Raw genomic sequence first — 23,971 nt, forward strand, 5'->3', positions numbered from 1 at the left:
GTGCCGTGCTCGTGCTGCCCGTTCAGGACCGCCACGCCTCGATCGGATTGCCCAGCCAGCGGGTGTCGGCGGGGACGGATTCCCCGGCCATCACGAGAGAGGCGGGCCCCAGCGTGCTGCGGGCCCCGACCGAACTGCCGGGCAGGACGATTCCACCCGGGCCCAGGGTGGCGCCCTCGCGGAGGACCACAGTATCCGTCCTCAAGATCCGGTCGTGGAAGAGGTGTGTCTGCAACACACAGCCGCGATTCACACTGACCGCGTCGCCCAGCACGACCAGGTCCGTCTCGGGCAGCCAGTAGCTCTCGCACCACACACCCCGGCCGATCCGTGCCCCGAGCCCGCGCAGCCAGAGGGCCGTCAGCGGCGTTCCCGGCACCGATCCGACCAGCCACGGCACGGCCAGCACCTCGACGAAGGTGTCGGCCAGTTCGTTGCGCCACACGAAGCCGCACCAGAGCGGGTGCTCGCCCGTCCGGTGCCGGCCCACCAGCAGCCACTTGGCCGCCACCGAGACCAGACACGCGGCCGCACCGGCGGCGAGGAGGACAGCCCCGGCCACCAGCGCGGTACCCCAGACCCCCAGAGCCGTGGTGGCCAGGGCGCAGAGCGCCGCCACCGTCAGCACCGCCAGGGCGGCCGAGCAGAACACCGGCACGAGTCGGCACAGCTCCACCAGACCGCGTGCCCACAGCAGGCGCGCCGGCGGGTCGTACGTCCTGCTCCGGTCGGAGTCGGCGGCGGCCCGCGGCAGCCTCACCGGCGGCAGCCCCAGGTACGAGCTGCCCTTCTTGGCCTTCTTCGGCGTCGCCGACAACACGCCGACCAGGCCGTCGTCGGGCACCGTGCGGCCCGGCGCGGTCATGCCGGAGTTGCCGAGGAACGCCCGGCGCCCGATCTCGGAGTGACCGATCCGTACCCAGCCGCCGCCCAGCTCGTATGGGGCGGTCAGGGTGTCGTCGGCGAGGAACGCGCCCTCGCCGACGGTGGTGAGGCTGGGCAGCGCGAGCACCGTCGACACCTCCGCGCCCCGGCCGATCCTCATCCCGAGCAGCCGCAGCCAGACCGGGGTGATCAGCCCGGCGTAGAGGGGGAAGAGCGTCTCCCGCGCCAGGTCCATCAGCTGGCTGACGGTCCATGCCTGCCAGGCGACCCGGCTGTGCGTCGGATGGCTTCCGGTACGCAGGCCCAGGCTGAGCAGCCGTACCGAGACCAGCACCAGCGACGCGTAAGCGAACCCGTAGGCGAGCGCACCGGGCACCACGGCGAGCAGCGCCCCCGGCAGTGCCTGGGCGAGCCCGGCGCCGGACGGTACGAAGCGGCTCACGACGAGCAGGGCCGGCAGCGCGGCGAGCACGGGCAGAGCCGTGAGGAGGAATCCGGTCACGCCGTACGTGGCACGCCAGCGCAGCGCGCGCACCGGCCGCTCCTTGGGCCAGTTCCGCTTCGCCTTGCCGAGCTTGCCCGCGGGCGCTCCGGCCCAGCGCTGCCCCGTCGGGATCTGTCCGGCCACGGCGGACCCCGGGGCCACCTCGGCCCGCTTGCCGACCCGCGCACCGGGGAAGAGCATGCTGCGGGTGCCGACCACCGCGCCCGCGCCGACCTTGACCGGGCCGATCTCGAGCCGGTCGCCGTCCAGCCAGTAGCCGGAGAGGTCCACCTCGGACTCCACGGCGCAGCCGCGGCCGAGCTTGAGCATCCCCGTGACGGGCGGCAGCGAGTGGAGGTCTACGTCGGGGCCGACCTTGGCGCCGAGCGCCCGTGCGTAACGCTCCAGCCAGGAGCCGGTGAGCGATGTAGCGCCGACGCACTCGGCGAGGCGCTCGGCCGTCCACAGCCGCAGATGGACGCTGCCGCCGCGTGGATGGCGTCCCGCCTTCACCCCGCGCAGCAGCAGGCGGGCGCCGCCCGCCGCGATCGCGACCCGGCCGGGAGGGCTGAAGAGCAGCGCCGCACCGGCGGCGACGAGCCACCACGAGGCGGTCGGCGCCCACGGGTAGGACCCGAACCACCGCAGGACGTTGCCCAGGGCGAGAAGCGCCACCGACCAGCGGAGCCCGGTCATCGTGAAGAGCGGGAGGAGCAGGACGGTCTGCACGATCCCGGACCGGAGGGGGACCGGTTCGACGGTCCGGGCGGCGCCGTCGTCCTGGACGGACTTCTCCAGGCGCCGGGCCAGCTTGCGCAGGGTCGGCTGCTGGTAGACGTCGACGACGGCCGCGCTCGGATAGCGGGTGCGCAGCCGGGTGGTGAGCTGCGCGGCGGCGAGACTGTTGCCGCCGATCGCGAAGAAGTCGTCGGCCGGGTTCGTGACGGCCACGCCGAGCGTCTCGCTCCACTGCTCGGCGAGCCAGGCCTCGGTTCCGTACAACTGCTCGGTGGGACCGGTGGTCTCCAGGTCGGGCAGGGGCCAGGGCAGCGCGTCCCGGTCCACCTTGCCCGACGTACGGGTGGGCAGCTCGGACACGGGAGCCAGCAGCGGTACGAGCGCGGCGGGGAGTTCGGCACGCAGCCGCTCGACCGCCGCCGCGTGGTCCCAGCCGTCCTGGGCGACCAGGTAGCCGACGAGCAGCTGGTTGCCGCTGCGTGCGGTGCGGACGGCGGCGGCCGCGCCGGCGACGCCGGGCAGGGCCTGCAGTGCGGCGTCCACCTCGCCCAGCTCGATGCGGCGGCCACCGAGCTTGATCTGCTCGTCGCCACGGCCGAGGAAGACCAGCCCCTCCTGCTCGGCACGGACGAGGTCGCCGCTGCGGTACGCGCGTTCCCAGCCCAGGGAGTCCAGCGGGGCGTACTTCTCGGCGTCCTTCTCGGGGTCGAGGTAGCGGGCGAGCCCGACGCCGCCGATCACCAGCTGACCGCTGCCGCCCATCGGCACCGGCTCGCCGGACTCGTCGACCACGGCCAGCTCCCAGCCGTTGAGCGGCAGACCGATCCGGACGGGCTCCTCCCCGGTCAGGAGGGAGGCGCAGGCGACGACGGTGGCCTCGGTGGGGCCGTACGTGTTCCAGACCTCGCGGCCCTCGGTGACCAGGCGCTGGGTCAGCTCGGGAGGGCAGGCCTCGCCACCGAAGATCAGCAGCCGGACCTCGTCGAGGGTCTCCGGCTCCCAGAGCGCGGCCAGGGTCGGCACGGTGGAGACCACGGTGATCTCCTGCTCCACCAGCCAGGGGCCGAGGTCGGCGCCGCTGCGGACCTGGGAGCGGGGGACGGGGACGAGGCAGGCGCCGTAGCGCCAGGCCAGCCACATCTCCTCGCAGGAGGCGTCGAAGGCGACGGAGAGTCCCGCCATGACCCGGTCCCCGGGGCCGATCGGCTCCTCGACCAGGAAGAGCGCGGCTTCGGCGTCCACGAAGGCGGCGGCGCTGCGGTGGCTGACGGCGACGCCCTTGGGCTTGCCCGTGGAACCGGACGTGAAGATGATCCAGGCGTCGTGCTCGGGGCTGGGGCGGGTGGCGGCGGGGGGAACGGCCGCTCCCACCGGGACGGTCGTGTGGTGTGCGACGACGTCGACGTGCCGCTCGGCGCCGACGACGGCGCGTACCCCGGCCTCACCGAAGACCAGCTCGGCCCGCTCGTCCGGGTCCTCGGCGTCGACCGGCACATAGGCGGCGCCCGCGGCGAGGACGGCGAGGACGGCCACGTACAGCTCGTTGGTCCCGGAGGGCACGCGGACCCCGACCCGGTCGCCGAGCCCCACCCCGGCGGCCACCAGGGCGCGCCGCCGGCGCTCGACCTCGGCCGCCAGCGCACGGTAGGTCAGCCGGGTGCTGCCGTCGTCGAGGGCGAGCTCGTCGGGGTGGGCCCGTACGGATGCCTCGAAGATGTCGACGAGGGTGCGCACCGGGGCCGCGGGTCCGGCGGAGAACCGGGCGTACTTGCCGGTCTCCTCCTCCCGCGCGGCCTCGTCGTGGAGCAGAGCGGTCTCACCGTGGTCAGGTGTGGCTGCCATCGGACCTCGTGTCTCGTTCCCGGCAACGTCCGGGTAGCCGGGGGAGCCCGGGTCTGCCCAGGTTGTTCCCTTCCGGCGCCAAACAGCCCGCCAGTCTAATGCGCTGGCAAGGATTTACCTGTCGATGCCTTGCGCGTGGCCGGTACGGGACGGTAGTGGAGTCGTCGCGAGCCTGTCCGCGCTTCTCTCTCCGACCTGTGGCGTTCCTAGAATGGCCAGGTGGAGGACATCAACGCGATCGCGATGCTGCAGGATCCGGTGCGGCGTCGACTGTACGCATACGTGGCCGCGCAGGGGCGCGAGGTCGGGCGCAACGAGGCCGCCGAGGCGACCGGCGTGGCGCGCACGCTCGCCGCGCACCATCTGGACAAGTTGACCGAGGCCGGTCTTCTGGAGAGCGGGAGCCGTCGCCTGACGGGCCGTTCGGGGCCGGGTGCGGGGCGGCCCGCCAAGGTGTACACGCGGGCGCGGGTGGAGCGGTCGGTGTCGCTGCCAGCCCGCGACTACCGCACCGCCGCCGAACTGCTCGCCGAGGCCGCCGAGCAGGCCGGGCTCGACGCCGGGCTCTGCGCCGCCGCGCGTCGGCGCGGCGAGGCCCTGCGCGGTTCGGCGGCGCCCTGCGGGGGGCTGGAAGAGGCCATGGAGGTTCTGGCCGCCCGCGGTTACGAACCGCACGTGGAAGGCGCCGAGGTGGGAGTCGCCGAGGGAGGGACCGGGGAGGCCGCGCCCGTCGTCCGTATGCGCAACTGCCCCTTCCACGCCGTCGCGGAACGCTTTCCGCCGCTCGTCTGCGGGATGAACCTCGCGCTCCTGGAGGGGCTGCTCGGTACGAACGGCCCCGTGCGCGCTCGTATGGACGCGCGGCCGGGGGAGTGCTGCGTGGTGGTGGAAAGTTCTAAAAACAATGATGATTGACATAGAAAAGCGGGCCGTGCTGGGATGAGGTCATGACCGCATCCACGCCCCCTGGCGCCCACCTCGCCCAACTGAACGTCGCGACGCTCCGTCACCCCTTCGACGACCCGCGCATCGCGCCGTTCGTCGAGCTGCTCGACCCGGTCAACGCCGCCGCCGACGACGCCCCGGGCTTCGTGTGGCGGCTCGTGGAGGACGGCGCGGCCGACGCCACCGGGCTGCGCCCCGCGGGTGAGGACGTCATCGTCAACCTGTCGGTGTGGCAGACGCGGGAGGCCCTGTGGGACTTCGCCTACCGCAGCGGCCACCTCGAGGTGATGCGGCGACGGCGCGAATGGTTCGAACGGCACGTCGAGGCCCACCTGGTGCTCTGGTGGGTCCCCGCCGGGCACCTCCCGAGCGTCGGCGAGGCCCTGGAACGGCTCGCCGACCTGCGGGCGAACGGGCCGTCCCCGCGCGCCTTCACCTTCGCCTCCGCGTACAGCGCGGCCCAGGCCGCCCACGAGCTTCGGGTCGCTCCGCAGGCGCCGGCCGGGGATGTGGCGGGGGCCTGAGGCCCCGCCGACAGGCCGAGGCCGGCACCGGTTCTGATCCCCACCGAGCCGAAGCAGGCCGCATCGGGCGGGCTGGGGCCCGGGCGGTCGGCTGAGGCCACGCCGGGTCGGCGCTCCCGCTCGCCGCGGAGCGCATCCGCTCCGCGGTCGTCAGTGGGGGCGCCGTGCCGACCGAGCGTCTCCACGGGGGTCGCGCCGGGGCGGGTCCACTGCGGTACGGGCCGGCTGGTCGGGCCCCACGTGGCGACGCCGTCGGCGTCCGTACGCCAGTACCAGCAGATCGGCGCACCGTGCCCACCGACCGGCGACCCGGCATCGGGGGCCTCGGGCCAGCCCTCGGGGGTCTCCTCCCACCCCTCACGGCGACCGTAGGGCGTCATGTCGAGCAGGCCCAGCGACCCGTTGACCGGCTCGTTGCCACGCCCGGTCGTGGAGTACGTGAGGAACGTGCGGTCGCCGTCGCGCAGGAAGCAGGCGACGTAGCCCATGTCCCCGCCGACCGGCTCCGCCAGGCCGCGCACCGAGTACCAGGGCTCGGCGTAGCCCATGAACGCGACATAGGCGGCCACCTCGTCCCACGGGCCTGTCGTCAGCACCGCGAACGAGACGCCGCGCGCGTGGAGATAGGCGGCGTCCCTCATGTGCCAGGCCGTGGTCGTGCAGCCCTCGCACTGGCCCTGGTGCGGAGCGCCGTCGTACCACATGTGCTTGTAGACCACGAGCTCGTCGCGGCCCTGGAACAGGTCCAGGAACGGGATCGGGCCGTCCGGTCCGACGACCTCGACCGTCCCGTCGAACTCCACCATCGGGAGCCGGCGGCGGGCGGCGGCGATGGCGTCGCCCTCGCGGGTGTGGGTCTTCTCGCGGAGCAGGAGTTCGTCGCGCGCGGCCTGCCAGGTGGCCAGGTCGGCCACGGGCGGGCGCCCGGGCGGCGCGCCGGGGGAACGGTTCGACGTGGGCGGCATGGTGTCCTCCGCGGTGGTCCGGTGCCGGGGGCGGCGTCGTGCGACGTCCTACGAAGACCCATGAGACGCGTGGCCGGGCCGGAACGCATCGCGGCGGCCGGGGTCGGCCCGGCCGGTGACGCGCCGCCGACCACCGCCACGGCCGAAGCGGTACGGCACCTGGATGACGTACGGGCACTCGGCGGGCGAGGGCCGAGGTCCGGTGGAAGGGTGAACGGCGTATCGGAACCGAGAAAGGTCGCTGTCATGATCACCACCGACTTCGTACCCGGCTCCCCCTGCTGGCTCGACCTCGGCGCCCCCGACGTCCCGGCCGCCGCCCGCTTCTACAGCGCCGTACTCGGATGGGAGTACGAGTCCATGGAGGCGGGGGAGGACATGGAGGGCGGGATGTTCCGCAAGGACGGAAAGATCGTCGGCGGGCTCGGCAGACTCACCGAGGAGGGGGCGCGCTCGGCCTGGATGATCTACTACTCCGTCGCCGACGCGGACGCCACGAGCAAGGCGGTGGAGCAGGGGGGCGGCACGGTCCGCGTTCCGCCGACGGATCTCGACGAGTGGGGCCGGATGGCTCAGTTCAGCGACCCGCACGGAGGACAGTTCGCGGTCTGGCAGCCGGGCACGAACAAGGGCGTCGAGCTGGTGGACGAGCCGGGCTCGCTGTCGTGGACCGAGCTGTACACGACCGACGACGCTGCCGCGAAGGAGTTCTACGGCGGTGTCTTCGGCTGGCGGTACAGCGACATGGCGATGCCCGGCGGCGGGGGTACGTACACCCTCATCACCCCGGCGGGACTCCCGGAGGATCGCATGCAGGGCGGCCTCATGAAGCTGTCCGCGAAGGACCTGGTCCTCACGGGCGGAAAGCCGTACTGGCACCCCGTCTTCGCCGTCACCGACTGCGATGCCGCGGTCGCCAAGGTCGTCGAGAACGGCGGCAACGTGCAGATGGGACCGGACGACGCGGAAGGCGTCGGCCGGCTTGCCGTCTGTGTCGACCCGTCGAACGCCGACTTCGTGGTCCTGGCCCCCGAGCAGCGCTGAGTTGCCCGTGACGCGGCGGTGCGCGCCGTCGCGTCACTCGGTGGCGACGGGCGGCTCGGTGGCGACGGGGGGCTCGGTGGCGACGGAGGGCGGGAAGTCCTGCTCCGCCCAGATGGTCTTGCCACTGCGGCTGTAGCGGCTGCCCCAGCGGGTGGCGAGCTGGGCGACCAGATAGAGACCGCGACCGCCCTCGTCGGTCAACCGCGCCCGGCGCATCCGCGGGTGGGTGGCGCTGGGGTCGGAGACCTCGCAGATCAGCCGGCCCGCGCGGACGATCCGTACCTCGATGGGCCCTCCGGCGTACCGGATGGCGTTGGTGACCAGTTCGCTCAGCACCAACTCGGTGGTGAAGACGAGCTCTTCGAGTCCCCAGGCCCGCAACTGCGCCGTGGCGGCCTCGCGTACGGCACCGACCGCCGCCGGATCGGCTTCGATCGGCCAGGAGACCGAGTCCTCGGCGGGCACGGCTCGGGTACGGGCGAGCAGCAGAGTGACGTCGTCGCCCAGTCCGTGGCTCTGGCTCTGGCTCTGGCCGAGTTCGCGGCCGTGGCTCGTGCCCTGGTGCCGGCAGCCTTCGTCGCGGCGGGCCGTGGCGATCTCGCGGCCGAGTTCGCGCAACGGCCGGGCGAGGGCTCCCGGGCGGCCCAGTCGGGTGGCGAGGTCGGCCATGCCCGCGTCCAGGTCGCCGTCCTGCCCCTCGATCAGGCCGTCGCTGTACAGCGCGAGGACGCTTCCGGGGGCCAGCTCGACCTCCGTCGTCTCGAAGGGCAGCCCGCCGACACCCAGCGGGGGACCGGGGTCGACGGGCAGGTACGACACGCGGCCCTCCGGGTCCGCCACGGCGGGCGGCGGATGGCCGGCGGAGGCCACCGTGCATCGCAGGGAGACCGGGTCGTAGATCGCGAACACACAGGTCGCGCCGGTGGGGCTGGAGGGGTGGCCGATGTGCCAGCCCTCGTCGCGGTCGTCGTCGGCGTCCTCCTCGTCGCCGTACCCGTGCTCGTCCCGGCGGTCGCGTCCGTCGGTCTCGGGCTCCCTGTCCGACTCCTCGGGCTCGGCGAGCAGTTGGGTGACCAGGTCGTCGAGGTGTGCGAGCAACTCGTCGGGTTCGAGGTCGAGATCCGCGAGAGTGCGGACGGCCGTACGCAGCCTGCCCATGGTGGCGGTGGCCGCGAGGCCGTGGCCCACGACGTCACCCACGACGAGGGCGACGCGCGCGGAGGAGAGCGGGATCACGTCGAACCAGTCTCCGCCGACCCCGGTCGTGGTGTCGGCGTGGAGGTAGACACCCGATGTGGACGTCGCGATCGTCTCGCTCTGCGTGGGCGGCAACATGCTGCGTTGGAGGCCGAGGGCCGCCCGGCGCTCGCGGGTGAAGCGGCGGGCGTTGTCGAGCGCGAGAGCCGCTCGGTCGGCGATCTCGCGCAGCAGGTCCCGGTCGGCGGCCTCGTACGCGCCGCGGTCCGGGTGGCGGCCCAGGGACACCCGGCCGAGGACGATCCCCCGGGCGCGCAGCGGGGCCGTCATGAACGTCGGGTACCCCCCGACGCCGTCGGCACCCGCACCGGTGCCCGCGCCGTCGACGGTGTCCACGGCGTCGACGGAGACGAGGGCGGTGCCCGCGCGTGTGGCCTGGGTCCCGGCCGCCGGCCGGCCCGCCACCGCCGTACGACGGAGCCGCAGTCGCCCCGCGGGGTCGGGCACCGGCTCCTCGCCCAGCATCACGGCGTCCGCGATCTCCACGACGGCGAGGTCACCGAGGCCCGGCGCCAGTGCGTCGGCCAGTTCCCTGCCGGTGTCCCTGACCGACAGCGAACCGCCGACGTTCGCCGTCGCGCGGTGCAGCAGTGCGAGCCGCTCGCCCGACCGGCGCAGCTCGGTGACGTCGGTGAACAGGGCCGTGACGCCCAGGACCTGCCCGTCGGGTGCCTGCAGGCGGAACGCCGAGATCGAGATGACCACTCCTCCGGCCGGGTCCTCGACGGTCCGCAGGATCTCCTCCGTCCCGATCGACGGCCGGCCCGTGCGCAGGACCTCGCGCAGCTTCTTCTCGACCGCCGCCGCGTCTCCGGGCCAGAGGAACTCGCTCAGCCGCCGGCCCCGGAGGTCGTGCGGCACACCCGTGTACGGAAGGAGGTGGGTGTTCGTCCGCAGCAGCCGCAGCTCCGCGTCGAAGACGGCGAGCCCCACGCGGTCCTGGAGGAACAGCTCCCTGACGAACGCCCGGTCCTGATGCCAGCGGGCGGCCAGCGGCGCGGGGGCGGCCAGGACGAGCCAGCCGCCGCCCACCCCGGCAGTCCCACCACCGCTGCCGCTGTCGTCGCCGTCGCTGCCACCGCCGCCATCGCCGTCGGCGGCGAGCGCGAAGGCCTGGTAGACCACGGGTACGTCTCCGCCCCCGCCCTTGCGCAGCACGGTCTCGCCGCCCGCCTCCCCCCGTGCGTACGCCTCCACGAGCGCAGGCCAGGCCGTGGGGTCCGCGAGGAGGTCGTGCGCCGGGCGGCCGACGACATCGGCGGCGGACCGCCCGAGCAGGTCCTCGGCCTCCGGCGACCAGCCGCCGACCCGCCCCCGGCTGTCGAGCAGCGCACCGGCCGTGCCCTCGGGGAAGGGCAGGAGGCTGTCACCCGGGAAGGGCGTCTCGTTCACGGGGCCTCCTCCTCTCGGCTCTGCCCGCTCTCGTGCGACGGCTGGGCCCGGGCGATCAGCAGCGCCACGTCGTCGTGGTCGTCGGGGCTGCCTCGCAGCGCGCCCAGGAGCAGGTCACAGGTCTCCTCCAGGGGGAGGGACGACTGGCCGAGCAGGTCGGTGAGGGCCGTGAGCCGTACATCGATGTCCTGGTCACGGGTCTCCACCAGGCCGTCGGTGTACAGCACCAGTTCGTCGCCCGTCGCGAACTCGATCTCCTCGGTCTCGAAGGGGACGCCGCCGACGCCCAGCGGCGCACCCGTCGAGAGGTCCAGCAACCGGGGTGGCAGACCCATCGGCACGTGCACGGGCGGCGGATGGCCCGCGTTGGAGAGCCGGCAGGTGCCCCGCTCGGGGTCGTACACGGCGTACAGGCAGGTGGCCATCTCATCCAGGTCGACGACCGTCCGGTCCAGCTGGGTCAGGACCACGGAGGGCGTCAGACCGAGCCCGGCGAGCGTACGGGCCGCCGTGCGCACCTGCCCCATCGTCGCCGCGGCCTTGATCCCGCTGCCCATCACGTCGCCCACGACGAGGGCCGTCTTGCCGTCCGGGAGCGGGATCGCGTCGAACCAGTCCCCGCCGACCTCGACCGCCTCGGAGGCCGGCTGGTAGCGGTAGGACACGTCGAGCCCGTTCAGCCGTGCCGGGCCGTGCGGCAGCAGATGACGCTGGAGCGCCAGGGCGGCCTGGCTCTGGTGCCGGTACCAGCGGGCGTTGTCGATGGCCACGGCCGCGCGGGCCGCCAGCTCCCCGGCCAGCAGGACGTCGTCCTGGTCGAACGGCACGGAGTTGCGCGCCCGCTTGAGGTCGAGCACGCCGAGGACGACGCCGCGGGCACGCAGAGGGACGGCGAGGTACGAGTGGACGCCGGCCTTCCGCAGCAGCGCGGCCGCGGGCCCGGCGCGGGCGATACGGGTCAGGTCACTCTCCGTGACATGCTCGACGAGGACCGGGCGGCCGGTACGGGCGCACTGGGTGACCAGCCGCTCGATGCCGTAGCGGGCCGGCTGGCCGACGGGGTCGGCCGCCTCCTCCGCGGGGGTGGGGTACGCGGCCTTGACCGCCAGGGCGCGGAACACGGCAGGCCCCGAGGCCCGCGTCCCGCCGGGGTGCGGACCGGTGAGGATGTCCTCCAGGACATCGACGGCGGCGATGTCGGCGAACTCCGGGACCACCAGATCAGCCAGTTCGTGCGCGGTGAGGTCCAGGTCGAGGGTGGTGCCCACGCGCTCGGACGCGTCCGCGATCACCGCGAGGCGTCGCCTGGCGCGCGCGGCCGCACGGGCGGCGTGGTGCTGGTCGGTGATGTCCACGACCGAGACGGCGACCCCGGCGACGCGCTGCGCCGAGTTCTCCAGGCGGTACAGCGACACCGACCAGATCTGCTCCCGGCCGCCGGGCCGGTCGGGGCCCCGCACGCTCCTGGAGAGGACGGGCACGCCCGTCTCCAGCACGTCGCGGAGCGCCGCCTCCAGGGCGTCGCCGTCCGGCGACATCACCGCCTCGCGGAACGTATGGCCCAGATGACCGGCGGCGGTCCGGCCGTCGATCCGTTCGAGGGCCGGGTTGACCAGGACGAACCGGAGATCGGAGTCGAGGACGGCCAGGCCGGTCGGGGAGTGGGCGACCAGCCGGGAGGAGAGGGCGAGGTCCTGTTCCACGCGCCTTGCCGTACTCGCGTCCGTGGCGAGGCCGAGCGCGTAGAGCCTGCCTTGGTCGTCCTGGAGCCTGGTGTTGCGGAACTCGACCGGGATCGTACGGCCGTCCTTGTGGCGTACCGAGAAGATGCCGGACCAGGGGGCGCCGGCCCAGGGCCCCCGGACGGACATCACCCGCTCGAACAGGGAGAGTGCCTGGTCGCGGTGGCGCTCGTCGACCAGGAGCCGGGCCGCCGGGCTGCCCAGCGCCTCGGCGGCCGGATATCCGAAGATCGCCTCCGCCTGCGGGCTCCACAGGACGATCCGCCCGCTCGCGTCCACGACGACGGCTGCCACCCCGAGCACATCGAGAAGTCCGCCGGGCTCCACGGCGAACTCGGCGTTCGCCGGGTCCTGGCCGGCAGGGGGAATGGCCGCCGCACTCATCCAGACCGCATCCTCCTCCACCCCCTCCACCCTGCGGCCACCACGCCACCGCTGCACGTCCACGGCGCGGACGCACGGGTCCCCTCCATCATCCGTCAGACGGCGCCGGTCGGCTTCACGGCCGCGACCCGCGGAGCCGCCACGGAGCCGCGCAGGAGCCGCCGAGGAACTGCCGAGGAGCCGCCACGGAGCTGCCGAGGAGCTGCCCAGGAGCCGCGTCTCACCTCGGGGGGCGCGCCCCGCGGCCGGTGGCACCTCTCGTGCGCCGATCCATGACGGCGTCGTCGGACGGCCGGTCGTCTCGATGATCTTCGTGAAAGGCTGAACGTGTCGTCGCAGCAGCGCAGAACGTCGTCGTCAGAGAGGCGAAGTCCCATGAACCTGCCCGCATCAGGCCGCCGTGTCCTCGTCAGCGGAGCGTCGCGGGGCCTGGGCCGCGCCGTGGCGCAGGCGTTCGCCGCCAACGGGGACCGGGTCGCCGTGCACTTCGGTTCCCGTGCCGAGGAGGCCCGTGAGACGCTCGACTCCCTCTCCGGCACCGGACACGTCCTGATCGGCTGGGACCTGACGGACCCGGCGGGGGCCGCCGCCGTGGTGGACACGGCCGTGGAGGCGCTCGGCGGAATCGACGTCCTGGTGAACAACGCGGCGGTGAACACCCGGCATCCCCTGGCGGAGACCTCGTACGAGGAGTGGGTCGCGGTCTGGCAGCGGCACGTGTCCGTGAACCTGCTCGCCACGGCGCATCTGAGCCATCTCGCGGCACGACGGATGATCGACCAGGGCAAGGGCGGACGGATCGTCAACATCGGCTCCCGGGGCGCCTTCCGCGGCGAACCGGACCACCCGGCCTACGGTGCGACCAAGGCCGCTGTCCACGCGCTGGGCCAGTCCCTCGCGGTCTCCCTCGCGCCGCACGGCATCGGCGTCGCGTCCGTCGCGCCCGGCTTCTTCGCCACGGAACGGGTCGCGCCCCGCCTGGAAGGTCCCGAAGGCGCCGCGATCCGCGCCCAGAGCCCCTTCGGTCGCGTGGCCGCGCCCGAGGAGATCGCCTCGGCGGTCCTGTGGCTCGCCTCGCCCGGGGCGGAGTGGTCGTCGGGCACGATCCTGGATCTCAACGGAGCCTCGCACCTGCGTAGTTGAACGCGGGGTCCCTTGAGGGGGAGGCCGGGCAGTCCAGGGAGCCGAGTCCTGCGGAGCCGGCCGGCCTGGACAACATGGCGTCCCGTCCCTAGCCTCTCCCCACCTATTCAATTAGTTGAGTACTGCGAGGGTCTCCATGCACGCGTTCCGCAAGGCGGTCGAGAACCGGGACGAGGACGCCATCGTGGCGCTGCTCGCCGATGATGTCGTCTTCACCAGCCCTGTGGCCTTCAAGCCGTACCCCGGCAAGGCGATCACCGCCGCGATCCTCCGGGGAGTGATGCGTGTCTTCGAGGACTTCGAGTACGTCCGTGAGATCGCCGACCCCGCCGGGCGCGACCACGCCCTCGTCTTCACCGCGACCGTGAACGGCCGCCGGATCCAGGGATGCGACTTCCTGCACGTCGACGAGGACGGACTGATCGACGACTTCACCGTCATGGTCAGGCCGCTGTCGGCCGCACAGGCTCTTGCCGAGGCGATGGGCGCTCAGTTCGACCGCATCGCGCGGGAGGCGGCGGGGGAGTGACGGGCCTCACCAGGCCGGGCCCAGGGCGAGCAGGCGGTCCCGGACCAGGGTGACGTGGGGGTTGGCGGAGGTGCCGGGGCGCTGGACCAGGTAAGCCGTGTTGATCGGCGGATCGTCGGTCTCGTGGAGCGCCACGAGGGCCCCGGAGGCCAGTTCGTCCCGGCAGAGGTACTGCGGGAGGACCGTGAAGCCGGCCCCCGCGACGACCGCGGCGAGAACGCCGCGCAGATCCGGCACGGTCACGGCCGCTCGCCGGTTGATGCGCTGCTCGAAGACGTGACGCCAGTAGCGCCGGACGATCGGGAGGTCCTCGGCGTACGTGACGAGGGGGACCGCCTGCAGGGCTCCCGGCCCCTCGGCGGCGACCCGTCCGCCGAGCCGGTCGGCCCAGACCGGCGCGGCGACCAGCACGAACTCCTCGTCGGAGAGCGGTACGGCGGCCAGGGTCCGGCCGCGGGGGCGCGAGGTGGCGATGACCAGGTCATGACGGCCGGCTCGGAGTTCATCGAGCAGAGGGTCCGTCAGGCCGGTCGTGAGACGGAGTTGCACGCCCTCCCCGACCAGCGGGGCGAGTGCGGGCAGGACTCGTACACAGAGGAGCTCCGCCGGGCCCGCCAGGTGAACGGGGGCGGTCGCCGGCCCCGCCGCCGGGTCGTGTCCGGTCGCCGCCAGCAGGGCGTCGAGCGGGCCGGCGACTCTCGCCGCCAGGTCCTGGGCGTACGGCGTGGGGGCGACGCCGCGCGGCAGGCGGGCGAATAGTTCCCGCCCGGACTGCCGTTCCAAGGTCCTGACCTGGGCGGTCACCGTGGGCTGGGAGATGCCGAGCAGCTGTGCGGCGGAGGTGAAGGAACCGGAGCGGTACACGGCGAGGAAGGTGCGTACCAGATTCAGGTCCAGCGCCGCCGCGCCCTGCGCCCCGGGGCGCAGGGCGGTCTCCCGGCCGGGCGCGGCCTCTCGGGGTGGCGCGGTCTCCCGGCCGGGCGCGGCCTCCCGGCTGTCATCGGAATCCCTATGCCTCATGGTTGTGAAGCATAGCCTCCCCTATGAAGGGGGCGGGTTCGCCACCGTCGGCGCGGTAGTCCTGCGGTGCCTCAGGCCAGCTTCTTCAGCAGCTCGTCGGCGAGCGGGGCGGCGGAGGCCGGGTTCTGGCCGGTGACCAGGTTGCGGTCGACGACGACGAACGGCGCCCACGGCTCGCCGGACCGGAACGCGACGCCCGCCTCGACCAGCCGGCTCTCCAGGAGCCACTTGGCCTTGTCGGCGAGACCGGCCTGCGTCTCCTCGGTGTCGGTGAACGCGGTGACCTCGTACCCCGCGAAGGCGTTCGTGCCGTCGGCCCTCGTGGCCGCCAGCATCGCGGCCGGGCCGTGGCACACGACGGCGAGAGGCTTGTCCGAGTCGAGCGCGTCGACCAGGATCCGGCCGGAGACCCGGTCGGCGGAGAGGTCCTCCATCGGTCCGTGGCCGCCGGGGTAGAAGACGGCCGCGTAGGCGTCCAGGTCCACGTCCTCCAGGCTGATCGGGTGCTGGAGCTCGTCGATCGAGGCGAGCGCGGCGGCCATCCGGTCGGCACCCTCCTGGCCGCCGTTGAACTCGGGTGCGAGGCTGCCCTTGTCCACGGTCGGGACGACGCCGCCGGGCGTGGCGACGACGACGTCGTGGCCGGCGGCCTTGAACGCCTCGTACGGCGCGACGGCCTCCTCGGCCCAGAAGCCGCTGGGGTGCTCGGTGCCGTCGGCGAGCGTCCAGTGGCCGGCGCCGGTCAGGACAAAGAGAATCGTGGACATCAGGGTCACTCCGAGGGTTCAGATGGCCGGTGCGGTGATGCCTTCGACGCTATGCCCGCCGTCGAGAGGTTTCCAATGCGGAACCCGATGGCTGCCATCGGAACTCCGATGGGTCGGAGGGAACGACCCGACGAAGCCGATGGCGATACCGGGGGACGTTCAGCCCTGCAGGGCGATGTCGCCGAACGACTCCAGGCGCCGCCAGCGATCCTCCGGCGCACGGAACGCCGGCATCAGATCGACGTCCGGCAGCGGCCCGAACTCCAGCTCCGTGAGCTCCGCGACGTCCGAGACCGGCACCTGGTACGTCCGGAACGGGCCGAGCGGCGGCGGCGCGCCGTGCTTCGCCCCGGCGAGGGCCCGCTCGGCGTCGCGGCCCAGGTCGGGGCTCTGGTCCAGTACGTACGCGGACGAGGCCAGCGCCCCCTCCTGCATGAACGCGGCCACCTTCCAGAAGCGCAGCGGCACCTGGATGCCCCGGTAGGGCGGATCGGAGTCGTGCAGTACCGGACCCGTGAGCACCGTCAGCCGTCGGTCGAACTCCGCGGTGTGCTCCAGGAAGTAGTTCTCGAGCCCCTGCCAGAGCTGTCTGCTCTGGTTGAACCCGTCCGACTGCGGAACCGCGTTCGGGTAGTGGAACGTGTCGGTGCCGGCCTGTGCGGCCACGGCCGCCGGGCCCCACACCGGATCGAGCCGGCGCACCAGATGGCCCCGGTCCAGGCTGTTGTTCCGGTAGACGTCGTTGCCGGCCTGCTGCTCGTCGGGCAGGCGCGGGTCGAACTCCCAGACGTCGTCCCCGTGCATCCCGCTCGGTCCCTGTACCCCGTGCGTGTCCTCGGACGGACGGCCGCCCTGGATGCAGACCGCGGTAGAGGCGGCGAGTCGCCGGTCCGGCCGGAAGACCACCGTGAAGTGGGTGTACGGCAGGATCACCGTCTCGACCCAGGCACGGACGGGCAGCGCCAGCGGCACGGTCGGGCCCAGGAAGTCCTCGTCGTAGCCGGAGCGGTCCGCGAACGACTCGTGGCGCTGTCCTCCCGCACGGGGATGCGGCGGGGAAGGCGGGGGATCGGTCGGTTCCATACGACGTAACTACCGCGCATCACGGGTTCGCGCGCGGCGCCGGGCCCGTGGGCCACCCGATCAGCCGCCTCCCCACCGGCCGGGTGGGGCGGCGCGGCGCGGGGCGGCGTCAGCCGCGGAGCGCGGTCGCCAGTTGCGCCCGCGAGCGCACGTCCAGCTTCTGGTAGATCCGGGTGAGGCGCGCCTCGACCGTCTTCACACTCAGATACAGCTTGGCCGCCGCCTCCTGGTTGCTGGCGCCCTGCCCCACCAGATGGGCGAGGCGCAGCTCCGCGTCCGTGAGCGAGGAGAGCGCGGGGAGGGAGTCCTCCCCGGCCGGAGTCTCGCTCGCCAGGGCAAGCCAGGGCGCCGCGCCCGCCCGCTCGAACACCGTCGCCGCGGCCTGCAGCGCGCTCTGCGCCGCCGACCGCCGTCGTCGCCGACGCTCCACCCGCGCCAGCGAGATCAGCGACCGCCCGTGCTCAAGAGGCAGCCCCGCCTCGGCGAACCGCTCGGCCGTGCGGGTGAGCAGCTCCGCCGCCTCGTCCGTCCGCCCGGCCCCGGCGAGATACAGCGAATACGCCCGGTCGCAGCCGAGCAGGACGGTCGTGCGCCGCAGCTCCTCGGCCACCGGACGCACCTCGTCCAGCAGCTCCACCGCCTCCTGCGCCGCGTCGTTGGCGAGCAGGGCCTCCGCCAGCTCCTCGTGCCAGCGGAGCATCGACGGGTCGACGGTCGACTGCGCCCGTTCGTTGGCCTGCACCCTGCGCAGGGTCTCCAGGGCCGAGGCGACGTCCCCGTTGATCAGCTGGACGCGCCCCAGCGCGTACAGGCTGCGGGAGAGGAAGACCCGGTCGCCCTCCTCCTCCGACGCCTGGACGCTGCGCCGCGCGTAGCTGGCCGCGCGGGCGAAGCTGCCGCCGGCCGTCTCAGCGAGAGCGAGGGTGTACCAGGCCGGTCCGGGGGAGAGACCCGCCTCCAACGTCAGCGCGAGCGACTGTCCGGCGTGGACGAGCGCCGCCGGGCACGCCCCGATGCGGGACTCGATCGCGGCGAGTGTGGAGAACAGCTCGATCGTGTCCTCCACCGAACCGCGCCGCTGCACCAGGGGAAGGAGGGCGTTCACCTGGTCGCGGGCGTCGATCAGCCGGTCGTCGAAGAGTGCGTGGCGGAGCGTCAGGATCTGGGCGGCGTTACGGATTCCCAGCGGACGCTCGGCCATCTCCAGGCCACGCGCCTGCGCCAGGACCGCCTCCGCGTCCGAGGCTCCGAGCGCCCGGTCCATCCGTGCCTGCACGGTCAGCGCCTGCGCCGCCGTACGGGGGTCGCCCACCGAGGCGGCAAGCGCGGCCGATTCGACGGCCGCGGCCCGCGAGCGCAGCGGATCCCCGTCCGCCAGCACGTACTTGACGGCAAGCCGGAGAAGGACACCGGCCCGCAGCGCGGTGTCGCCCTCGGAGTCCTCCATGGCGTGCACGTACATCTCGTCGAGACCGGTCAGTCCCTGGCCCGCGGTGTCGAGGACGGCGAGCCGGGCGCGTACCCGGTCCGAGGGCGCCGCGTCGCGGGCCAGCAGGTCGGTGGCGGCGCGCATCGCGAGGTCGGCGCGGGCGGCGCGGGCGGCCTCCTCCGCCGCGTCCACGAGCCGCGTGATCCGCTGCGTGGAGTGCCGGACGGGCGTCGACTCGGCCGCGAGCAGCGCCAGTTCGGCCGCGAGGGCGCTGTTGCCGCGGCGCCGCGCGAGATCGGCGGCGGCGGCGACCTCGGCGGCGAGCGACTCGTCGGGGATGTCGGTGGCCAGCGCCCGGTGGCGTACCGCCTCGACCGAATCGTCCACCACCCCGGCGAGCGCGGCGTGCCCGGCGCTGCGCTCGGCCCAGCAGGCGTCGTGCACCAGCGTCGAGGGGAGGAGGCCGGCGGTGAAGGCGACCGTGCCGTCCTCGGCGAGCGAGACCAGGTCGGCGCGCTCCGCGGCGGCGAGGTCCGCTTCCGCGTTGGGCCGCCCGGCCCGGCGTATCAGCGCCGCCGTGGGGCGCAGCGCGAGAGCGGCGAGCAGCAGAGTCTGCCGTACGTCGGGGGGCGCCGCGCCGAGGAGCTGCCGCGCCAGGTCGCGGGCACGTCCGGACAGGGTCAGCGCCTCGGCGTGGTGGACGGGGGTGTTGCGCGCGTCGGCCAGCGAGCGGCCCACGGCGAGTGCGAGGCGGGGGTTGCCGCCGCTCGCCTTGTGGATCCGCCCGGCCATCCGCGACGGCAGACGGTGGTGGATGAGGAGTTCGGCGATCTCGTCGGCGTGCAGGGGCGGTACGAGGAGGATGTCGGCCTCCGACGGCACCCAGAGCCGGGCGTCGTGGCCGTCCTCGGCGCCGTACGCCTCGGGTGTCTCGACGGCGATGACCCGCAGTGCGGGCGGGGCCAGGTGCAGGGCGAAACGCAGCAGGTCGGCGCTGTCGGCGTCGATGTGCTGCACCCCGTCCACGACGAGCAGCGCGGGGCCTCGGGCGGTGAGGGCCCGCAGGATCTGGGCGATGCCGAGGCGCAGTGCGATCGGGTCCCAGCCGCCGTCGTAGAGGGGCGCCTCGCGGCACAGCATCGCGACGGCGGTCCGCTGGGGCCCGGGGAGCCCGTCGAAGACCCCGGACGCGGTGACCGAGCCGACGGCGGTACGGAACCCGTCGGGATCCTCGGGGTGGCCGGTCTGGCCTGAATGGCCGATGGTCCCGTGCGGACCGGCATGCCCGTGGAGTCCGTGGTGACCGGTGCTTCCGGACTGTCCGTGGTGACCCGGGTGGGCGGCGGGGACGGTGTCGCCCGTGGGGGAGTCGGTGGTGGCGGTGTGACGGGCGACGTCGCCGTCCGACGGGGTGTCGGTGCGGGGCGCCTCCGGCCCGGCAGGGCCTGCCGTGTCGGCCGCTCTCGGCCACGTCACCGTCGCCGCGGCCGAGGCGACGAGGGCGGCGGCGGCCGCGCCGGGTATGTCACGGTCGGCCGGCAGGGTCGCCAGCCAGAGGACGGTCTCGCCGCGTGCCTCCGCGCGCGCCGCCTCCGCCAGGGCGACCTCGGTCTTGCCGACGCCCGCGGTTCCGGTGAGCAGCGCACGGCCACGGGAGTGCAGGACGCGTTGGAGTCGGGAGAGCAGTTCCTCCCGGCCCACCGGCGCCGGGGATCCCCCCACGCCCGCTGGGCGCAGAGGAAGGTGTGCCGTCGTCGTCACGTGTCCACCCCCTCCGGCACTCGGGCCCTGCCCGTGAGCCCCGTGGGGCAGAAGGATACGGAGCGTACCGGCGCCGTCCAGGCCTGTTGTCCGGCATACGGACAGTCGATGTCGGTCACCACGCCAGGGCGCGCCCGTGGTGTAGACCACGAGCGCGCCGCTGACCAGCAATTATGCTGTTGTGGGGGGTGGTTCAGGTGGGGCTCAGAAGGTGAGGCTCCACGAGTCGATGTAGCCGGTGTCACCCGAGGCCACATCGCGGACCCGCAGCTTCCAAGCGCCGTTGGCGACCTCGCTCGACGCGTCCACCGTGTAGGTGGCCACGACGTTGTCGGCGCTGTCCGAGCCGGAGGAGGTCTTCAGGTTGCGCACCGTGCCGTCGGGGGCGATCAGGTCGACGACCAGGTCCCCGCGCCAGGTGTGCTTGATGTCCACGCCGACCTTGAGGGCGGCGGGGGCGTTGCCGGTGCGGCCGGTGACGGAGATCGTGGACGACACGGTGGTGTGGTCGGAGATCGTCACGTTGGTCGCGTTCGTGAAGACGGTGCCGGTGGGCGGCGTCGTCGTGGTGACCGCGTCCACGGTCTTCGCGGCGTCGGCGATACCGGTGCCGCAGCCGCCGGTGCAGGTGCCGGGCAGCGGGCGGGCGTTGGCCTTGATCGCGGACTCGATCTCGGCCGGGGTGAGGCTGGTCTTCGCCGACTTCAGCAGCGCGGCGAGGCCGGCGATGTGCGGAGCGGCCATCGAGGTGCCCTGGTAGGGCTGGTAGTTCTCCGCCGACTGGACCGTCGCGCCCGAGTTCAGCGTGGAGTAGATGCCGTTCTGCGGCGTGGTGATCGTGCCCGGCGTGTCGGTCGCGCGGCGGGTCTCGCCGCCCGGCGCGGCCACGTCCACGATGGTGCCGTAGTTCGAGTAGAACGAGCGGTTGCCCTCGCGGCTGGTGGACGCCACGTTGATGACGTTCGCGCAGTTCGCGGGGGTGAAGCCGGACGCGTTGGCGTTGCTGTTGCCCGCGGCGACGACGACGGTGGTGCCGCGCGAGACGGCGCCGTTGATCGCGTTCTGGTAGACGCTCGGGCAGGTGGAACTGGCGCCGCCCAGGCTCAGGTTGATGACCTTGGCCGGGGTCGCGTTGGCCGCGACGCCCGGCACGGAGCCACCGGACGCCCAGGTGATGGCGTCGGCGATGTCGGCGGAGGAACCGCCGCACTTGCCGAGCACACGCACGGGCTGGATCTTCGCGTCGTACGCGATGCCCGCGATGCCCTTGGTGTTGTTGGTGACCGCACCGATGGTGCCGGCCACGTGGGTGCCGTGCCAGGAGGAGTTGGAGGCCCTGGAGCCGAGGCCGCACTCGTTGTCGGTGGCGTTCCAGTCGCCCTCGTCCTTGGGGTTCGCGTCGCGGCCGTTGCCGTCGCGGGCGTCCGCGGAGTCGGAGATGAAGTCGTAGCCGGAGACGACGTTGGTGGCGAGGTCCGTGTGGGCCGCGTAACCGGTGTCGATGACGGCGACGGTGACGCCGGAGCCGGTGGTCTTGTCCCAGGCGGTCGGGACGTTCATGCCGCCGGTGGCCTCGAAGAGGTCCCACTGCTTGGCGTAGTCGGTGTCGTTCGGGGTGACCGCCATCGCGTACGCGCGGATGTCGGGCTCGACCGAGGCGACCTGCGGGTCGGCGCGGAAGGCGTCCATGACCTCGGCGACGTCCTGCTTCGTGGCGCTGCCGCCCAGGTCGACCAGCGCGGCGCCGCCGGCGAGGCGGCGCTCGAAGGCGAGGCGCTCGCCGGTCGCGGCGCCCTTGGCGGCCGCGTCGGTCTTCGCGGCGGCGTCGGAGCCGGACTCGGCGGTCCTGGACTTGTAGGTGACGATGACCTTCTCGACGGGTGCGCTGGGCAGCGCGGTCATCGCCTGCGCGGCCGGAGCCGGCTTCGGCGTGGCAGCGGCCGGGGCGGCGGCGAACGCCCCGGAGGAAGTGGCAGCGGCGCCGATGATCGCGGCGCTCGCGACCACGACGGATATGACTCTCCGCCTGGAACTGTTCAAGGTGTTCCCTTTCAAGCACGACGTAGGTGCGGAGCAGTGGCGGCGGCGCGGGAGCTACGGGGCGATGTGGGGTCGCGGTCCGTCGGTCCCTGGGCTTGGGGGGCCCGTGCGCCGCCACCGGCGACACGACGGCCCGGGTCAAGGCCGTCACCGGCGGACACTACCCACCGCTCCCCATGAACCTGACAGGCGGGGCGGGGGATGGGATCTGCCGGTGCGGCAGACAGTAGGGAACGGCGAGATGAACCCGATACGGGGAAAACCCTTGTCACCCCCCGAGGGGGGTGGGGGAGGGTGCGCAGGGCGCGCGCGGGTTGACGCGTGGTGAGCTCGGCCAGGCGACTTCCGGCCGCAATTGTCGCTGCGCAAAGCGCACATGAGGGGTGATTCAGGGACAGGGGCAACCCTGTCGTCGGCCAGACCGCGAAATGACCCCCGCCGTCTGCCCGACATCGGAACCCCTGCGGCGATGTGCCCGGCCGAGGATCGAAACCGTGGCGTTCTAGCCCAGTTCGAGCGTCGTCACTCCGAAGACCCTCTCCCGAGCCACCGGCCGGACCTCGCCCGTGTACATCCGCGCCGTCTCGAACGTGGGCTCGAGACCCCGCTCCCGGGCGAGCGCGGCCGCCGAGGGGTTCGCCTCGGGCATGTCGACGGCGATGCGGGGCGAGCCGAAGGCCCGCGCCTCGGCGGCCAGCGCGTCCAGGAGCACGGCGGCGTCGGCGGGCGTGTCCGCGAAGAGGGGTCCGATGCGTGCCTCGTCCTCGGCCGGTCGCACCACCCCGTAACCCGTGAGGCGCCCGTCGACGACCCGTGCCAGCGCCCGATGGCCCGGGGTGGTCAGCCACGGGGCGAGGAAGCGCGGCCGGTCGGCGTGGTGACAGGTGCGGTCGTACGCGGAGAGGGCGGCCGGGTCGACCCGCGCCGCGGGGACCACGTCCGGCTCGGGTGGGCCGGCGGCGCCGACCTCCCCGACGTACCGGGCGGTGCGATACGCGAGGGCGAAGCCCGAACGCCGGTAGTTGTCCTGCTGGTCCGGCACGCCGTCGAGTCCGACCGCCCGTTCGCCCGCGTGGGCCAGCCCGGCGCGCCAGGTCGCGAAGCCGTGGCCGCGGCCGCGCAGGTCGGGGCGGACGAGGTAGAAGCCCAGGAAGGCGTACCGGTCGCTGTAGTTGACGACCGAGACGGCGGAGACGGGTTCCCCGTCGATACGTCCGAGGAAGAACCCCTCCGGGTCCTGGGCGAAGAACGCCGGGGCGTCGGAGAGCCCCGGATTCCACCCCTCCGCCGCCGCCCAGCCGCGCACCACCGCCCAGTCCTGGACCGTGGCCGGGGCGACGTGGAGCGTACCGGGGGTGGGGGAGGCCATGGGCGTTCCTTCGACAGCCGGTGGGGCACGGGGCGATGAGCGGGCGAATCGGGCGAAGCCGTCCGATCCTAGCGAGCACGTCGGCCCCGGCCGGTGCGCGCCGATGCTTTCGAGACACGAACACGGTCCGGCCGGGGACGAAGCCGTCCGCGCCCCTCATCCCACGAGCCGGAGGGCCGTGTCCGCCACACCCACGCGGACCGTCTGGCCCCAGGTCAGCTCCAGCGCGTCCGACTCCATGCCGTCGCCGAAGACGACCAGGCGGTCCGACTCCACCGAGAGGTGGAGGGCGTTCCCGGCGTTCAACACGCCCTCCACCCGCGTGGTGCCCGTCGTCGGGGACGGCCAGGCCTCGCGGACGAACCAGGCGAGGCGGCGGGTCGTCGGGGCGGGGAGCGTCAGGGGGCTGGAGCGTTCGAGCCAGAGGGAGCGGAGCCAGCCTGTCGCGCCCGTGCCCGTGCCGACCAGGACACCCGAGGAGGCCTGGGGATCGGGGGCCAGAACCCCCCCACCCTCCAAACCCACCCCCCCCTCCCCCCTCCCCCCCCGCCCCCCCCCCCCTCCCCCCTGGCCCCCCCCACGGCAGCGAGATCCGCTCTCGGCGGAGTGTTCGAGGGAGCGACTGGAA

The 23,971-nt window shown here is 73.5% G+C and carries 14 protein-coding genes and 2 pseudogenes; 5 read left to right on the top strand and 11 right to left on the bottom strand.

Annotation, left to right across the window (positions count from 1 at the left end; genetic code table 11):
* Window positions 1–22: 22 nt before the first annotated feature.
* Complete coding sequence (locus ACFUJR_RS09285; RefSeq protein WP_383163535.1) at window positions 23–3,949, bottom strand: Pls/PosA family non-ribosomal peptide synthetase; 3,927 nt, start codon at window positions 3,947–3,949, stop codon at window positions 23–25.
* A 219-nt stretch (window positions 3,950–4,168) separates the two neighbouring features.
* Here ACFUJR_RS09285 and ACFUJR_RS09290 point away from each other — a divergent pair, with 219 nt between their 5' ends.
* The gene (locus ACFUJR_RS09290; RefSeq protein ID WP_383163533.1) at window positions 4,169–4,864 is read left to right on the top strand and encodes a helix-turn-helix transcriptional regulator; all 696 of its coding nucleotides are present in this window, start codon (window positions 4,169–4,171) and stop codon (window positions 4,862–4,864) included.
* Window positions 4,865–4,896: 32 nt separating this feature from the next.
* On the top strand, window positions 4,897–5,418 hold the full coding sequence (locus ACFUJR_RS09295; RefSeq protein ID WP_383163531.1) for a DUF3291 domain-containing protein: 522 nt from the start codon (window positions 4,897–4,899) through the stop codon (window positions 5,416–5,418).
* Window positions 5,419–5,579: 161 nt separating this feature from the next.
* On the opposite strand, the pseudogene ACFUJR_RS09300 reads toward ACFUJR_RS09295, so the two are convergent.
* Window positions 5,580–6,383, bottom strand: a pseudogene (locus ACFUJR_RS09300) (DUF899 family protein); the annotation flags it as partial.
* A gap of 246 nt (window positions 6,384–6,629) precedes the next feature.
* On the opposite strand from ACFUJR_RS09300, the gene ACFUJR_RS09305 reads away from it, so the two are divergent.
* Window positions 6,630–7,427, top strand: coding sequence for a VOC family protein (locus ACFUJR_RS09305; protein WP_383163529.1), 798 nt, complete (start codon window positions 6,630–6,632; stop codon window positions 7,425–7,427).
* Window positions 7,428–7,460: 33 nt separating this feature from the next.
* On the opposite strand, the gene ACFUJR_RS09310 is transcribed toward ACFUJR_RS09305, so the two are convergent.
* Window positions 7,461–10,076, bottom strand: a complete 2,616-nt coding sequence (locus tag ACFUJR_RS09310) for a SpoIIE family protein phosphatase (RefSeq protein WP_383163527.1) — start codon at window positions 10,074–10,076, stop codon at window positions 7,461–7,463.
* Entirely contained in the window at window positions 10,073–12,202 is a 2,130-nt protein-coding gene (locus tag ACFUJR_RS09315; protein WP_383163525.1) for a SpoIIE family protein phosphatase, read from the bottom strand. Before ACFUJR_RS09315 ends, ACFUJR_RS09310 begins: the two co-directional genes overlap by 4 nt.
* Window positions 12,203–12,577: 375 nt before the next feature.
* Between ACFUJR_RS09315 and ACFUJR_RS09320 the strand changes: the two genes are divergently transcribed.
* Together ACFUJR_RS09320 and ACFUJR_RS09325 are read left to right on the top strand one after the other, a co-directional pair.
* Complete coding sequence (locus tag ACFUJR_RS09320; protein ID WP_383163523.1) at window positions 12,578–13,345, top strand: SDR family NAD(P)-dependent oxidoreductase; 768 nt, start codon at window positions 12,578–12,580, stop codon at window positions 13,343–13,345.
* Window positions 13,346–13,481: 136 nt separating this feature from the next.
* The gene (locus tag ACFUJR_RS09325; protein ID WP_383163610.1) at window positions 13,482–13,874 is read left to right on the top strand and encodes a nuclear transport factor 2 family protein; all 393 of its coding nucleotides are present in this window, start codon (window positions 13,482–13,484) and stop codon (window positions 13,872–13,874) included.
* Between the two features lie 6 nt (window positions 13,875–13,880).
* Here ACFUJR_RS09325 and ACFUJR_RS09330 read toward each other — a convergent pair whose 3' ends face one another.
* The 7 genes and pseudogenes from ACFUJR_RS09330 to ACFUJR_RS09360 all read right to left on the bottom strand — a co-directional run.
* Entirely contained in the window at window positions 13,881–14,894 is a 1,014-nt protein-coding gene (locus ACFUJR_RS09330; protein WP_383163521.1) for a LysR family transcriptional regulator, read from the bottom strand.
* Between the two features lie 71 nt (window positions 14,895–14,965).
* Window positions 14,966–15,661 (bottom strand): type 1 glutamine amidotransferase domain-containing protein, encoded by a 696-nt coding sequence (locus tag ACFUJR_RS09335; protein WP_383163519.1) that lies wholly within the window; start codon window positions 15,659–15,661, stop codon window positions 14,966–14,968.
* A gap of 159 nt (window positions 15,662–15,820) precedes the next feature.
* Window positions 15,821–16,744, bottom strand: coding sequence for a DNA/RNA non-specific endonuclease (locus ACFUJR_RS09340; protein WP_383163518.1), 924 nt, complete (start codon window positions 16,742–16,744; stop codon window positions 15,821–15,823).
* Window positions 16,745–16,853: 109 nt separating this feature from the next.
* A complete protein-coding gene (locus ACFUJR_RS09345) occupies window positions 16,854–19,895 on the bottom strand; it encodes a LuxR C-terminal-related transcriptional regulator (RefSeq protein ID WP_383163608.1) in 3,042 nt (1,013 codons plus the stop codon).
* A 243-nt stretch (window positions 19,896–20,138) separates the two neighbouring features.
* The gene (locus tag ACFUJR_RS09350) at window positions 20,139–21,836 is read right to left on the bottom strand and encodes a S8 family serine peptidase (protein ID WP_383163606.1); all 1,698 of its coding nucleotides are present in this window, start codon (window positions 21,834–21,836) and stop codon (window positions 20,139–20,141) included.
* A 640-nt stretch (window positions 21,837–22,476) separates the two neighbouring features.
* Entirely contained in the window at window positions 22,477–23,343 is an 867-nt protein-coding gene (locus ACFUJR_RS09355; RefSeq protein WP_383163516.1) for a GNAT family N-acetyltransferase, read from the bottom strand.
* Window positions 23,344–23,499: 156 nt separating this feature from the next.
* Window positions 23,500–23,971 (bottom strand): annotated as a pseudogene (locus tag ACFUJR_RS09360) (hypothetical protein); the annotation flags it as partial.

The sequence above is a fragment of the Streptomyces sp. NPDC057271 genome (assembly GCF_042668715.1).
In the GTDB taxonomy this organism is placed as follows: Bacteria; Actinomycetota; Actinomycetes; order Streptomycetales; family Streptomycetaceae; genus Streptomyces.

Excerpts from the sequence above, each read along its gene's own strand:
- ACFUJR_RS09355 (WP_383163516.1), bottom strand. The coding sequence starts at position 23,343 with ATGGCCTCCCCCACCCCCGGTACGCTCCACGTCGCCCCGGCCACGGTC.
- ACFUJR_RS09305 (WP_383163529.1), top strand. The coding sequence starts at position 6,630 with ATGATCACCACCGACTTCGTACCCGGCTCCCCCTGCTGGCTCGACCTC.
- ACFUJR_RS09325 (WP_383163610.1), top strand. The coding sequence starts at position 13,482 with ATGCACGCGTTCCGCAAGGCGGTCGAGAACCGGGACGAGGACGCCATC.
- ACFUJR_RS09340 (WP_383163518.1), bottom strand. The coding sequence starts at position 16,744 with ATGGAACCGACCGATCCCCCGCCTTCCCCGCCGCATCCCCGTGCGGGA.
- ACFUJR_RS09315 (WP_383163525.1), bottom strand. The coding sequence starts at position 12,202 with ATGAGTGCGGCGGCCATTCCCCCTGCCGGCCAGGACCCGGCGAACGCC.
- ACFUJR_RS09295 (WP_383163531.1), top strand. The coding sequence starts at position 4,897 with ATGACCGCATCCACGCCCCCTGGCGCCCACCTCGCCCAACTGAACGTC.
- ACFUJR_RS09285 (WP_383163535.1), bottom strand. The coding sequence starts at position 3,949 with ATGGCAGCCACACCTGACCACGGTGAGACCGCTCTGCTCCACGACGAG.
- ACFUJR_RS09350 (WP_383163606.1), bottom strand. The coding sequence starts at position 21,836 with ATGACCGCGCTGCCCAGCGCACCCGTCGAGAAGGTCATCGTCACCTAC.
- ACFUJR_RS09330 (WP_383163521.1), bottom strand. The coding sequence starts at position 14,894 with ATGAGGCATAGGGATTCCGATGACAGCCGGGAGGCCGCGCCCGGCCGG.
- ACFUJR_RS09335 (WP_383163519.1), bottom strand. The coding sequence starts at position 15,661 with ATGTCCACGATTCTCTTTGTCCTGACCGGCGCCGGCCACTGGACGCTC.
- ACFUJR_RS09320 (WP_383163523.1), top strand. The coding sequence starts at position 12,578 with ATGAACCTGCCCGCATCAGGCCGCCGTGTCCTCGTCAGCGGAGCGTCG.